This is a genomic window from Niallia alba (genome assembly GCF_012933555.1).
Classification (GTDB): domain Bacteria; phylum Bacillota; class Bacilli; order Bacillales; family Cytobacillaceae; genus Niallia; species Niallia alba.
Window position 1 is genome coordinate 226,989 of sequence record NZ_JABBPK010000001.1, and the last position, 12,618, is coordinate 239,606.

Consider the following 12,618-nt stretch of genomic DNA (forward strand, 5'->3'; position numbering starts at 1 on the left):
GGGTGATACCGAAAAGGGCTATGCAACTAACTAATAAATTGACCAATTCATTAACATACGACTTAAAGAGCAACTGGACATTGATAGTCCTATATTTTTTCAGCTTTTAAGTCAGATGTTATGAATAATAATTGACTACATATAAGTGGGGGAAGAACAAGTTGGATGTTTTTGGATATATAAGGGTTAGTACAAAAACTCAAATGGATGGGTATGGGTTAAAAACGCAGGAATCAGCAATTATAGACTTTTGCCAAAAGAATGGATACGACTTAATTGAAGTATTTCGAGATGAGGGAATCTCTGGAACGATTGCAAACAGAGACGGATTAAATGATTTAATTAGTTCTTTTGGTGAAGTAAAGAAAGTTGTAGTATTAAACACCTCCCGACTTTGGAGAAGTGATACAGTCAAAGTTTTAGTTCACAGAGAATTTCAGAAGCATTCGGCTGACGTTATCAGCATTGAACAGCCTAATTACAGCGGAATTTACACGAAAAATCCAAATGACTTTTTGGTTAATGGGATGATGGAATTGCTCGACCAATATGAGAGAATGAGTATCGCTATGAAGCTCAACAAAGGCCGTAGAACAAAAATTAAAATGGGCGATAAAGCATGTGGGAATGCTCCTCTTGGCTATAAGTGGAATGATAAAGCAAAGATTATTGTTGATGAAGAAACAGCGGCCATTATCGAATTGATTTTCAAAAAGTATTTGGAGTTACGCAGTCTTGGGAAACTTAAAAAGTATTTAGACAACTCTGGGGTAAGAAGCAGTAGGGGGAACAGATTTAGCAAACAGGCCTTGGTTGGGATACTAAAGAATGATTTTTATAAAGGTGTTTTAAGACACAGTGATTTGATTATCGAGGGGAATCATAAACCGTTGATAAATAAGGTCGTATTTGGGAAAGTACAAGCTCTAATTAATAGAAACAGAAAAGCTGGTGTAAGAAATGAGAAGTGAGTGGAACGAGGAAAAATTACAAAGGTATATAAAGGAAGGTAGAGGACAGGGAGAATTTGAATCCTATAAAGGATTTATTCGAGTGCAGGACTTCGGCTCGGTTGGCAGAAGCAGTCGTTTAAGAACTTGGCGATGTAATCGGATTGTCCACCTACTGTCGGATATAGAAACACGATTCTTCTACCTAACTGAGTTTGACGATTCAATTTTACAAGTGAAAGAGCATGTGCCTTTATACGATTTTGAAGAAGTAGTTGGGGAGCAAGAAGATATAGATATAAGGAAATTTAAGGATAAACAATCGGGATTTCCCTACATTTTAACCACGACCTTTCTAATTACAGTTAGGGGAAATGACGGAAATACCTATGATGTTGCAAGGAGTGTTAAAGCAAGTCATGAATTGGAAAGAAAGGCAGTGATTGAACGCTTCGAGTTAATAAGACGTTATTTTTGGAAAAAAGGTATTGATTGGGCGTTATTAACCCAAAAGGAGCTTCCAATAGTTAAGGCGAAAAACATCGAGTGGATACATCCAGCGAGGTTTTTAGAGGAAACAACGGATTTTACTAAAGGTGATATTTCGTATATTTCAGGAATTCTTTTGGAATCACTCTATAAAAATAAAAGACCAGTTCGGGAGATAACAAGTTCAGTTGATTCTCAACTAAATCTTGAAGCTGGTTCAGGGTTGTTGTTATTTAAACATTTATTAACAACAAAACAGATAAAAATAGATATGAATAAGAAGATTGAATTAAACCAATCGGCAGAAGTTTTAGAGATAGTTCCGCAAGAAAGGCAGGGTGAAATAAAAATTGCTATTGACCGTTAATACGTTAATCGGTTATACGGGAGATTCGTTAAAGGATACCGTTGAAAGAATATTGTGGATTAGCAGTGATTATACAGTTGCAGTTTTGATTGATATTTATGCTAACAAGAGCACTCCAATATATAAAAATGTAGAAGACATTGTTAATGATATTGAGATTAAAGGTGCAACCGTTATTAAAGATGACCCTTTCCAAATTTTTAGAAATGATAATGAGATTAATGAAAAAGAGAAGGAGATTCGGAATAAAGCATGGGAGATAATAAAAGCCATTGCGGAGAAAGAAAATGAACCAGAAGTTTTTAATGCAAAGAAACGTGCAGAACTTGTTAAAAAGGCAAGTGGAAAATTTGGAGTAAGTAATAAAACAGTCTACAAGTATTTAAGGCGATATTGGCAAAGGGGAAAACACATGAATGCCCTTTTGCCAGATTACAAGAATATAGGGAGGTCTCAGGAAAAACAAGCAACAGGTAAAAAAAGGGGGAGACCAAAAAAATATAAAGATATTGTGGGTGAAGGTGTAAATGTCAATGAAGAAACGAAACGGATATTTAGGATAGCACTTAATAAATTTTACTATACAAAGTCTGGTAACTCCTTAAACACTGCATACCAGTTAATGAGGAAGGAATTTTATGCAGATGGTTACAGGATAGATGGAGGCATTAGGAAGCCAATATTAAAACCATCCAGTGAAGTTCCAACCTTTGGACAGTTTAAATACTTCTTTTATAAGGAGCGAAACTTGAAGAAGGAAATATACTCAAGGCAGGGGTCGAAAGAGTATTTGCAAAATCATAGAGCATTATTGGGTAACTCTACGGTAGAGGCTTATGGACCAGGTTATTACGAAATTGATGCCACCATTGCTGATGTTTACTTAGTCTCCAGATATAACAGAAATTGGATAATCGGAAGGCCCGTCATCTACCTCTGTGTGGACAAGTTTTCCATGATGATTACAGGACTATATGTGGGCTTAGAAGGACCTTCTTGGAATGGGGCTATGAGTGCTCTTGCTAATTCGGCAAGTAATAAAGTGGATTTTTGCAAAGAGTACGATATTGAGATTATAGAGGAGCAATGGCCATCCCGCCATCTTTGCGATACTTTGATAGCTGACCGAGAGTTGCAGGGTAAGATGGTTGAGACACTTGTTAGTTCCTTACATGTTAAAGTACAGAACACAAGTCCCTATAGAGCCGATATGAAACCTTTTGTAGAAAGAAAATTTCAAATTATTAATGAGAAATCCGTACAACCATTTTTACCTGGAACTGTGAAAACAGATTTCCGTAAGAGAGGAAGCCGAGATTATCGTCTTGATAGCGTTCTCGATTTGTTCCAATTTACCCAAGTTATGATTTATTCGATTCTCGAATATAACCAAAGTTGGCTTTCTAATTATAATCGTGAAGAAATGATGATTAGCGATGATATAGAGCCTATTCCAATAAAGTTATGGAATTGGGGAATGAAAAATCGTGCTGGTTTATTGCGTTCTGTTTCAGAAGATACTGTGAAATTGTGTCTGATGCCAACTGCAAATGCTTATATAACTGGTAAAGGAATTAAATTCAAAGGGTTATTTTACACTTCTTCAAATCTTATTAGAGAAGGTAGTTTTGAACGTGTTCGTATAAGTGGTAGTGGAGAAAAGATTCATATATCCTATGACCCAAGAAATTTAAACTTCATATATATAAAGAAGGAAGACGGAAAAGAATTTGAGAAATGCCACCTTCTGGATTACCAAGAAGTTCACATAAACAAGAGTATTGAAGAGTTTGAATACTTACAGGAATATGAAAAGTTACTGAAAAAGCAAAAAGAGGATGAACAGTTACAATCCAAAATTGATTTAATTTCAGAGATAGAAAATATCGTTCAAGAAGCAGAGAAAATGACGAGGGAACAGCAGGATGAAACTGAGAGCAAGACACAAAAACTAAAGGGAATTCGTAAAAATAGGCAAATAGAAAAGATGATTAACAAAGAAAATGAGGCATTTGAACTTGATAAGAAAGTGACGAACGAAAAGGGAGAAGTTCTTTCATTTAATAGAATGAATAATCAAGAACCTGAAGAGGGACCAGAAGAGTTTGAAAATGAAATGGCCCTATTAAGAAAGAAGCAGAAGGAGAGAACGTATGGAAAAACAGAATAAAGTAATAATTCCAAACGGTGGAGAAGCTGTAATGGCAAAATATAGAGACCAGGAAGTGATGGAATACAGAAACAATCCTTTTATCGAAGCTCTTCCTCCCATTCTTTCAAAGGAGGAGGTAGTTGATAAATTAGCCTATTATCCACCTTTTAATGAAAATGAACGTAACTTGGATAGTCATATAAGACTGCACCTTGTCCAGCGATTATTCCAATATTACCAGCCAATTTTTCAAACGCTTGATTTGGAGTCAAGGGTCTCCAGGATGATTCGTATGGGTTATGTTCATAAAAATCCTTTTAAACCAGAATTCGCTCAAGGATTGCACGAAAACTACAAGTCGATTCTAAACGCAAACATAGATATGTACAATGGCAATTTAAAAAGCACGTCTTCTGCAATGACGATTTTGGGACCATCAGGAATCGGTAAAAGCCGAATGATAAATGTGGTACTATCAGCTCTACCACAACTTATTGTTCATTCTCGCTATAAGAATAATGATTTTAATATGTATCAGTTGGTCTGGCTTAAATTAGATTGTTCATTCGATGGAAATATTAAAGGTGTTTGTATTGATGCATATAGGAGCTTGGATAGTTTATTGGGTACAAGCTATTATAAGCGGTTTGGTTCAGCAAGAATGCCCATAGCCTCCATGCAACCTGCTTTATCTCAAATGCTTAGGGTTCATGGGGTTGGACTACTGGTAATAGACGAGGTGCAGTCGCTGAGCGTTGCCAAATCTGGTGGAGCAGAAAAAATGATGAACTTCTTTCATTACTTATCTAATATGGGAACTCCTATTCTTTTGATAGGAACACCAAAGGCACTTCCTTATTTAAGAGGCGACCTCCGCCAAGCACGAAGAGGCAGTGGTCAGGGGGATATGGTGATAGAACGCATGAAAAAGGATTTTAATTGGGATTTAATTCTCGAAGGAATGTGGGATTATCAGTGGGTGAGAAAGCCAACTGCTCTTACACAAGAGTTTAAAGATATTTTATATGATGAATCTGGCGGAATAACAGATATTGCGATTAAACTTTTTGTCATGGCTCAAGTAAAGGCAATTTCCAGTGGTAAGGAACAAATAACTCCTGCATTAATAAGAAAAGTGGCAAGAGAGAATTTGCAACTAATTCAGCCGATGATTAATGCTATAAGAAGTGGCGACATTAAAGCTATTTCGAGATACGAAGATATCGCACCTATAGATGTAGAAGGGTTTATTAATCTGGAATTTTCTACTGTTTCTATGAACAATAAAATAAAAGAAATTCAAAAAGCGAAGAAAAAGCAGGAGAAAAATTGGAAGGAAAACGTGAGGGAACAGTCTATCTTAAAGTTAATTGAGTTGGATGTTGAACCAGGCAAGGCAAAAAAGTGTATTGATACTGTGATTGAAAAGCAAGGACAAGAATTTGATATAAAGGGGATTGTAAAAGAGGCGTTTAAGCTGTCTATAAATATAGAAGAAAGTAGCCCTATACCGACTAAATTACCAAAGAAAATGGAGTTGCAAAACAAGCAAGATTTAAGATTGATTGTTTCGGAAGGAAAAGCAAATGGTCTATCTGCCCATGAAGCACTTAAAGAAAAAGGAATTATTAAAGTGATAGAAAATGATTTCTTCAGTGTGGGGTGAGAATAATGGTTGGTTTTTTTCCAACACCGTATCCGAATGAGTTGTTATATAGTACATTAGCACGTTTCCATATAAGAAGTGGGAACATCAGCCCCAAGGCAACCATTGAAGAGTTATTTGGCTCTCGTTCTGTCACTACTGTTGTCGATTTACCAGCCAACATAGATAGCTTGATAAGCAATTTACCGATTGGAAGTGCATATACTGTGGAAAATTTGATAATGGAGAACACTTTATATCCATTTTATAGTGCCTTTCTTCCGCCAGAACGTGCCAAAAGCATCTTGCAATCTATGAAGGGTAACAGCGGTGGAAGCATCCATAATCGAATAGGTGTTATGGCAAGTACAATTGCAGAGAATAGATATATTAGGATGTGCAAAGAGTGTGCGACAGAGTCATTAAAGAAATATGGAGAAGTGTATTGGGTGAGAAGTCACCAAATTCCTGGGATTATTATTTGTTCAAAGCATAAGACCTTACTGTACAACAGCAAAGTATTAGTACATCACTTTAACAAAAATGAGTTTGTTCCAGCAACTGTAGACAATTGCAATTTAACCGAAGAACATACAACCTCAAAGAATATAGAAGATGCTATAGAATCTGAATTTATCCCCAATTATATTCAAGTTGTAGATAATGTGGATAAACTATTAAACAATCGTTATTCCAATAAGCCACCTGAATGGTTTTTCTCTCAATATATAGAGAGGTTAAAGTTGATGGGATTAGCAAATATAAATGGAAGTGTAAAGCAAAAAGAACTTCGAGAGCAGTTTCTTGAGTTTTATGGGGAGAATTTATTAACGATAGTCCAATCATCCGTTACTAATAATGAAAGTTGCTGGTTAAGTATGATGGTTAGAAAACCACGTAAAACTGTTCATCCAATTAGACATCTGCTGATGATTCAATTTTTAGGAATTATGTTGGAAGACTTATGGAATGAGGAAAATGAGTATTTACCTTTTGGCAAAAGTCCTTTTCCATGTTTAAATGCGGGAGCAGACCATTATTTACAGCCAGTAATTACTGAAGTGTCTATACGGTATGACAGTAAAATCAAGCGGCCAGTTGGGACATTTAGCTGTTCCTGTGGGTTTGTTTACGCACGAAAGGGACCCGATAGTAGTGAAGATGATAGGTACAAGGTTGGAAGAGTAAAAGAGTTTGGAGAAGTATGGAAATCAAAGCTAAAAGAACTTTTTCAAATGAATTTAAGTATGAGAGAAATCGCAAGAAGATTAAAGGTAGATGTAAATACGGTAAAGAAATATGGTCAGAATTTAGGAGAAACCGAAGTGGAACTCGGTTATAAAAGAAAAGACAATCTTATTAACAAGGATAGTTTTCGTAATGAATGGCTGGATTTGCAGAAGCGATATCCCGAAAAGAGTAAAACGGAACTGCGGAAGGTTAATAGTGGTCTTTATACTTGGCTATATCGCAATGATAGGGAGTGGTTAAATTCAAACTCTCCAAAAAAGAAGCAAATTACTATGGTAAATAATCGGGTGGATTGGGATAAAAGAGATGTGGAAACTCATGAGTCCGTAAAGGAAATTGTAGAAGAAATACTTAATTCCCCTAATAAGCCTGAAAGAGTAACGATAAGCAGAGTTGGGAAGAAAGTAGGCAAATTATCCTTGCTGGAAAAGCATCTATTCAAGTTGCCTCAAACCAATGAATACTTGCTACAACATATTGAATCGGTAAGAGATTTTCAAATTCGCAGAATCAAATGGGCGATTAAAGAATGCCAACGAGAAGGATATGATGTGCAATGGTGGAGAGTAGCGAGGGTAGCTGGTATTCGGGGTGAATGGATAGAGGAATTAGAAGTGGAGTTTGAAAGGATAAGTAGCATTATTTCATAAGATTAGTTTAGCAAGGTTTGGCTTGATATTGGGAAGAGCTGTAGGTATCATAAATTTATAGAAAATAATAATTATTTGAAATGAGGAAACAAAATGGCGACTTTTTATATTAATCGCAAAAGTCCATATTGCATAAATTAACGCTCAGTCATAGGACTGGGCGTTTTTAATTGTGTTTGTTTCCAAACTGTATCGAAAGGAGGAGAGAGAATGTTGTTGGAAAAGTTGAAAGGGTCTTTACAAAATCTTTCTATTGAATTAATTGGAGACGCACTTACTATTGCTGTTTCTTTAGTCATTGGCTACTATGTGAAAGTTTTCTTTCTTATGTAGTTAGCTTTATTAAAGACTGTAATCAAAAGGAGATGACTAATTTGTGAATGAAATGAGTTTCGTGGATGTTATAAACAGGTCAGATTACAACTTAAAGAACGATGATGAATAGGAACAAGGAGGATATAAGAATGAATAAGGGATTTAAGCAGGAAAAGGAAATTGATATTACCGAATTGATGGAGGTGTTATCATTTAATGCTGAATTAGAATTGGATAATGATATTCGAGAATGGTTACAAACACCGCCTGTTAAATTGCAGAATTATGGATATGAGGTGGAAAGGGAAGAGGAGTATTTTGCAACACTAAACGAGATTTCAGAATATCTATTGGAGAGATGATGAAATAAGAATCGCAAATAAAGGAGGGAAGTCTTAATGGAACAAGATTGGATGGAAAAGTTTAGAGCAGAACTTCTGGAGGATATGAAAAAGGAAGCAAGGCAAGAGATAGCGGAAGAAATGGCAAGAATTTATCTGGAGACCACTGATTATGATGATGAACCAATATCTGAAAGGTTTGGAGTGCCTATTTACAAAATAGAGCAATTTAGAGAAGACCATAAAAAGTGGCAGTTCGCAAAACAATTAGAGATAACAGAAGAACCAGCTTTTCTTGAGGACAATGTGATTTCATTGTGCTTACCAAAAGACATGTTTCTAAAGAAGGGAAAACTGGATGGGGCTGAAAATATGCTTTTGCTCGGTTTACATGCCACAGGATTAAAGCGATTTTTAGAACTCATCTCCGATGATACAAGGAAGACATTGCGAAAGATGCTAACTGAACAAGATTTAGACGTTAAAGAGGAGGGGGAAGAGTGAATTACTATCAAATGTTAGAGAATTTGCATGTTGTTTCCAATAATAAAGATAGAGATGATGAGAACTTCTGGTCACAAGAGGTATATAGCCAATCTGATTTTTCCAGTGCGTGTTTAGATGCCCATCTACTGGTAAGGAAAAATATTTGTAAACAAGTTGAGTGGGGAAAAGAACAAAATGAAGAATGAGCAAGAAATACCAAAAGAATATTGTCCGTATTGTGGCAAGAATTTGATAAGAATTCTTTCGGAACAAGAGCAAAAGAAATACAAACTTCGATACGTAAGTGAGAAAATTGGCGTTTCCAATTGGGATTCTATCTTTGCATGGAAATGTCCTTATTGTACTAAAACCTGGAGGAGGTAGTTATGACCTTATGTTAATCCCAAAGATAGAAGCTCAGCTTATTAATTATAAGATTTACGAAGAATATACTCCTACATTAAACAAGTTAGAATTCTTTCAAGGAGTTTTCCTCCCTTTTAACAATGAAAGACAAAAAATGTTGATGTTGTGCTTATTCAATATGGGCATCAGAGAATTTATCAGTATTCTTCCACAGGAATCAAAAGAAGAATTATTGTGTTTGCTTCAACAAGATTTGAAAGAATGATTTAATTTACACAACTTTCCTGCATTTACTTTCTGTTTGTTTAGAGTTTTGGTAAAATATGATAGCGGAGCTTTGGGTTTTCGTGCATCGAAAGGATATTTTTATGAGAACGAGCACCCTTTTTGCTTTACGAAACAACCACCTTTTTTGCGGAGCTTAAAGGTGGTTGTTTTCATTACTGTGTGTATTAATGCAGGAAGGCAAAAATTCCCTTTTTGACATAAAAATAGGGAGAAGTATTTATTTTACCAAATTGAGTAAAGTTGCTAAGGTAACTCTTTTCTTCGATAGTCTTAATTGAAATATGTAAAGAGTACGGTAAATGTCATTGACGAGATTACTAAACCATAATAAGCAGATAAAAGAACTTTTCAAGTCAATTCCAAATATGAAACAGTTTTTTCAGACACTTAATGAAGGTCCTGCCTTTCCTGTGAAAGCACCAATTATTGTGAAATCAGATGGTAGAGCAAACCCCATTGTAGGACACGCATATGATTATTGGTTAAGAGCGTTTATACAACGAATAAATAACCGCTTACAAGAAAATGATAATTTAGTTGCTTATCAGGGTCTATCCTTGCTTTTTACAGAGAAAAAATTTTTCGATAAAGATGCTTACAAATATCACCTTCCATTCATAAAAGAAGAAGAAAAAGAGTTCGGTAATTATTATTATGAGACCTATTTGAAATGAAAGAAGAGAATAAAACAACTGATGAATGGTTTGAAGCAGTCCTTGATTAAATACATGAAAAATACACGGATGAAATCCTTGAAAATATGGAGCTAAAGTTTTTTGGGGACTTTACAATAACTACCCATTATTCTGAAGGGGAAATTATTTATGATAATATTATTGAAAGAAGAAATTCTTACATTTTAGGGGAATCAGTTGATGATACTCAACTGATGGAAGATTGTATGATACTGGGGAATTTGGATGCTTTCTATCGTTCTAATTATATACATGAACAAGGTGTTTTTTATGTGTCAGAAAAGGATATCACAGACTTGTTAAATTTAACAAGAGAGACTCAAAAGTTTTCTTCTCTTTTCATAATGAACCATACTCTTATATGTAATCCTTCATTTGAAAAAGCATCTATTTTAGTAGGAGGAGCAGATGCTGATATTTTAATAGATAGCACGTTGATTGAGATAAAAACTGAGTCCCAGTTTGGATATAAAGCAGACCATATGAGGCAACTTATCGGATATTATATTTTATCTCTCTTTACACCTTCCTTTCCTAAAATAGATAAGTTGGCTATTTATAATTCAAGATTTTGTCGATATGTTTACATCAATATTGATGATATATTTGATTACTTTGATTTGATTGGTTTTGCTAAAGAATTTATTGAGATTCTCCTTGAAAGAAATTCGCTGTTAAACAAAGATAAAGACGTAATTCAGCAGTCTTTTGTAACCAAAACGAAAGATTTCCAGAAGTGAAAATAATATTATTTCATTTAAATATTTTTCAACAGGGATTTCAAAACTTCCTTAAAATAGGAAGTTTCTATAAATATTCAAGTAACTGGGAATGTTAAAAGGTTATTATTCATTAAATTGTTCAAGGGAGTGTTTATATTTGTTTTATACAATCGCATTATTTCTGTTTGCAGGAATTGCTGAGATTGGAGGAGGTTATCTTATTTGGCTGTGGCTAAGGGAAGGTAAGCCGTTTTATTGGGGTATATTTGGAGGTGTTGCATTAGCTTTATACGGTGTTATTGCTACATTTCAAACCTTTCCATCGTTTGGAAGAGTCTATGCGGCCTATGGAGGAGTATTTATAATACTTTCCGTATTATGGGGATGGGGTATTGATAAAAAGACACCAGATTTATATGACTGGGTGGGTGCAGGTATATGTTTAGTTGGTGTTTCAGTGATGTTGTTTGCACCACGCCAATAACAATTCCTTTAATAGAAGGGTATTGCTTTTTTAGTCTTAAGAAAAATGTATAACACTATCCTTGACCGTGTACTATAGTACACGGTTTATACTTTTATATGGGGTGAATAATTTGAGTTATCGTATTAGTGAATTTGCGGATAAGTGTAGGGTTAATAAAGAAACCATTAGATACTACGAACGAAAGAATTTATTACAAGAACCTTCTCGAACAAATTCAGGTTATCGGACATATTCAGAGGATGATGTTAAGCGTGTAGGGTTTATTAAACGAATGCAAGAGCTTGGTTTTTCTTTGAATGAAATTTATAAATTACTTGGGGTTGTAGATAAAGATGAAATTCGATGCCAGGACATGTTTGAATTTGTATCAAAAAAAGAAGAAGAAGTTAAAAAACAAATAGAAGATTTAAAGCGTATTGAACGCATGTTGAAAGATTTAAAGAAAAGATGTCCAGATGAAAAGGAGTTACATGAATGCCCCATTATTGAAGCGTTGATTGAGGACTAATAAGAAGGGAGATTTTTATGAAACATAAAAAGAGCTTTATTGTAGGAATGGTAGGGATATTTGTTGTTCTACTATGTTGTGCTACACCTATATTAGTTATTTTATTAAGTGCTATTGGATTAGGGGCGATAACTGGCTATTTAGATTATATTCTAATTCCAGTTTTAGCAATTTTTCTTGCCTTAACTCTCTACTCTTATAATAAGTTGAATAAATCGAATTCTAAGAATGATTCTTGTTGCTCTTAAGATATAGGTGGTGATAGTGATGAAAGAGAAAGTTTCACAAGTAGCAACACTATTTTCTGGATTTCTGATGGCAGGTTGTTGTTTAGGACCTGTAATTTTGATTCCTCTTGGTTTAACAGGTTTTGCTGGAGGATTAGCAATTTATGCAACGAAATATCAAACGATGCTAATAACGGTTACGTTGGTTTTATTAGCTTACTCATTTTATTTGATTTATGGGCGAAAGTGTAAAAAGAAAAGTTCTATTATTGGATTATGGATTACAACGGTTTTGGTATTTGGGATGTTTGTTTATACGCTAATTTCCAAAGGGTACTTGTAGGAAAGGGGTATTTATTGTGCGGGTTCAACAGGTTTTAGCCATCATTTTATTGTTGTTTTTACTTTTTCTTTCTGCGTGTAGTAATGAAAAAGAGATACAAACTATTACAAGTAATAATAGTAACTCCGTATCGTTTACAGTAACAGATATGTATTGTGCAAGTTGTCCATTTGTCGTAGAAAGTGCGATAAATAAAGTGGATGGGGTAAATAATGTAATTATTGAAACAAAAGGAACAGAGGGAACTGTAACGGTTTCTTATGATGATGTAAAAACAGATATTAAAATCATTCAAGAGTCCGTTTTGGATTTAGGTTACGGTGTAAAATAAAGGAG

General features: G+C 34.8%; 17 protein-coding genes. All 17 read left to right on the forward strand.

All coding sequences use genetic code 11. From position 1 onward, the window contains the following. Positions 1–161 precede the first annotated feature (161 nt). The 17 genes from HHU08_RS01270 to HHU08_RS24955 all read left to right on the forward strand — a co-directional run bounded on the left by HHU08_RS01270 (position 162) and on the right by HHU08_RS24955 (position 12,613). Entirely contained in the window at positions 162–971 is an 810-nt protein-coding gene (locus tag HHU08_RS01270; RefSeq protein WP_052126233.1) for a recombinase family protein, read from the forward strand. Then, entirely contained in the window at positions 961–1,806 is an 846-nt protein-coding gene (locus HHU08_RS01275; protein ID WP_036178215.1) for a heteromeric transposase endonuclease subunit TnsA, read from the forward strand. The genes HHU08_RS01270 and HHU08_RS01275 overlap by 11 nt, the downstream gene beginning before the upstream one ends. Further along, positions 1,790–3,976 (forward strand): Mu transposase C-terminal domain-containing protein, encoded by a 2,187-nt coding sequence (locus HHU08_RS01280; RefSeq protein WP_062686393.1) that lies wholly within the window; start codon positions 1,790–1,792, stop codon positions 3,974–3,976. The genes HHU08_RS01275 and HHU08_RS01280 overlap by 17 nt, the downstream gene beginning before the upstream one ends. Continuing rightward, complete coding sequence (locus tag HHU08_RS01285) at positions 3,960–5,624, forward strand: ATP-binding protein (protein ID WP_062686389.1); 1,665 nt, start codon at positions 3,960–3,962, stop codon at positions 5,622–5,624. The genes HHU08_RS01280 and HHU08_RS01285 overlap by 17 nt, the downstream gene beginning before the upstream one ends. Positions 5,625–5,629: 5 nt before the next feature. Then, positions 5,630–7,504 (forward strand): TnsD family Tn7-like transposition protein, encoded by a 1,875-nt coding sequence (locus tag HHU08_RS01290; RefSeq protein ID WP_062686386.1) that lies wholly within the window; start codon positions 5,630–5,632, stop codon positions 7,502–7,504. A 210-nt stretch (positions 7,505–7,714) separates the two neighbouring features. Continuing rightward, positions 7,715–7,837, forward strand: coding sequence for a hypothetical protein (locus HHU08_RS25350; protein ID WP_255475359.1), 123 nt, complete (start codon positions 7,715–7,717; stop codon positions 7,835–7,837). Between the two features lie 131 nt (positions 7,838–7,968). Further along, a complete protein-coding gene (locus HHU08_RS01295; protein ID WP_036178223.1) occupies positions 7,969–8,181 on the forward strand; it encodes a hypothetical protein in 213 nt (70 codons plus the stop codon). Positions 8,182–8,217: 36 nt separating this feature from the next. After that, positions 8,218–8,664 (forward strand): hypothetical protein, encoded by a 447-nt coding sequence (locus HHU08_RS01300; protein WP_062686384.1) that lies wholly within the window; start codon positions 8,218–8,220, stop codon positions 8,662–8,664. Next, positions 8,661–8,852 carry a hypothetical protein gene (locus tag HHU08_RS01305; RefSeq protein ID WP_036178230.1) on the forward strand — a complete coding sequence of 64 codons (192 nt, stop codon included), beginning with the start codon at positions 8,661–8,663 and terminating at the stop codon, positions 8,850–8,852. Before HHU08_RS01300 ends, HHU08_RS01305 begins: the two co-directional genes overlap by 4 nt. A 188-nt stretch (positions 8,853–9,040) precedes the next feature. Next, entirely contained in the window at positions 9,041–9,277 is a 237-nt protein-coding gene (locus HHU08_RS01310; protein ID WP_036178235.1) for a hypothetical protein, read from the forward strand. 322 nt (positions 9,278–9,599) lie between these two features. Next, entirely contained in the window at positions 9,600–9,974 is a 375-nt protein-coding gene (locus HHU08_RS01315; protein ID WP_062686382.1) for a hypothetical protein, read from the forward strand. Between the two features lie 86 nt (positions 9,975–10,060). Beyond that, the gene (locus HHU08_RS01320) at positions 10,061–10,735 is read left to right on the forward strand and encodes a hypothetical protein (RefSeq protein ID WP_062686381.1); all 675 of its coding nucleotides are present in this window, start codon (positions 10,061–10,063) and stop codon (positions 10,733–10,735) included. A gap of 139 nt (positions 10,736–10,874) precedes the next feature. Then, entirely contained in the window at positions 10,875–11,201 is a 327-nt protein-coding gene (locus tag HHU08_RS01325; protein WP_062686379.1) for a YnfA family protein, read from the forward strand. Positions 11,202–11,313: 112 nt separating this feature from the next. Next, positions 11,314–11,712 (forward strand): Hg(II)-responsive transcriptional regulator, encoded by a 399-nt coding sequence (gene merR, locus HHU08_RS01330; protein WP_062686376.1) that lies wholly within the window; start codon positions 11,314–11,316, stop codon positions 11,710–11,712. A gap of 17 nt (positions 11,713–11,729) precedes the next feature. Next, complete coding sequence (gene merF, locus HHU08_RS01335; RefSeq protein WP_036178241.1) at positions 11,730–11,960, forward strand: mercury resistance system transport protein MerF; 231 nt, start codon at positions 11,730–11,732, stop codon at positions 11,958–11,960. Positions 11,961–11,979: 19 nt separating this feature from the next. Then, positions 11,980–12,282 (forward strand): mercuric transport protein MerT, encoded by a 303-nt coding sequence (merT, locus tag HHU08_RS01340; RefSeq protein ID WP_062686373.1) that lies wholly within the window; start codon positions 11,980–11,982, stop codon positions 12,280–12,282. A 16-nt stretch (positions 12,283–12,298) separates the two neighbouring features. Further along, complete coding sequence (locus tag HHU08_RS24955; RefSeq protein WP_062686372.1) at positions 12,299–12,613, forward strand: heavy-metal-associated domain-containing protein; 315 nt, start codon at positions 12,299–12,301, stop codon at positions 12,611–12,613. Positions 12,614–12,618 lie beyond the last annotated feature (5 nt).

Coding starts and splice junctions, on each gene's coding strand:
- HHU08_RS01275 (WP_036178215.1), top strand. CDS start 961: ATGAGAAGTGAGTGGAACGAGGAAAAATTACAAAGGTATATAAAGGAA.
- HHU08_RS01285 (WP_062686389.1), top strand. CDS start 3,960: ATGGAAAAACAGAATAAAGTAATAATTCCAAACGGTGGAGAAGCTGTA.
- HHU08_RS01290 (WP_062686386.1), top strand. CDS start 5,630: ATGGTTGGTTTTTTTCCAACACCGTATCCGAATGAGTTGTTATATAGT.
- HHU08_RS25350 (WP_255475359.1), top strand. CDS start 7,715: ATGTTGTTGGAAAAGTTGAAAGGGTCTTTACAAAATCTTTCTATTGAA.
- HHU08_RS01295 (WP_036178223.1), top strand. CDS start 7,969: ATGAATAAGGGATTTAAGCAGGAAAAGGAAATTGATATTACCGAATTG.
- HHU08_RS01300 (WP_062686384.1), top strand. CDS start 8,218: ATGGAACAAGATTGGATGGAAAAGTTTAGAGCAGAACTTCTGGAGGAT.
- HHU08_RS01310 (WP_036178235.1), top strand. CDS start 9,041: ATGTTAATCCCAAAGATAGAAGCTCAGCTTATTAATTATAAGATTTAC.
- HHU08_RS01315 (WP_062686382.1), top strand. CDS start 9,600: ATGTCATTGACGAGATTACTAAACCATAATAAGCAGATAAAAGAACTT.
- HHU08_RS01320 (WP_062686381.1), top strand. CDS start 10,061: ATGGAGCTAAAGTTTTTTGGGGACTTTACAATAACTACCCATTATTCT.
- merF (WP_036178241.1), top strand. CDS start 11,730: ATGAAACATAAAAAGAGCTTTATTGTAGGAATGGTAGGGATATTTGTT.
- merT (WP_062686373.1), top strand. CDS start 11,980: ATGAAAGAGAAAGTTTCACAAGTAGCAACACTATTTTCTGGATTTCTG.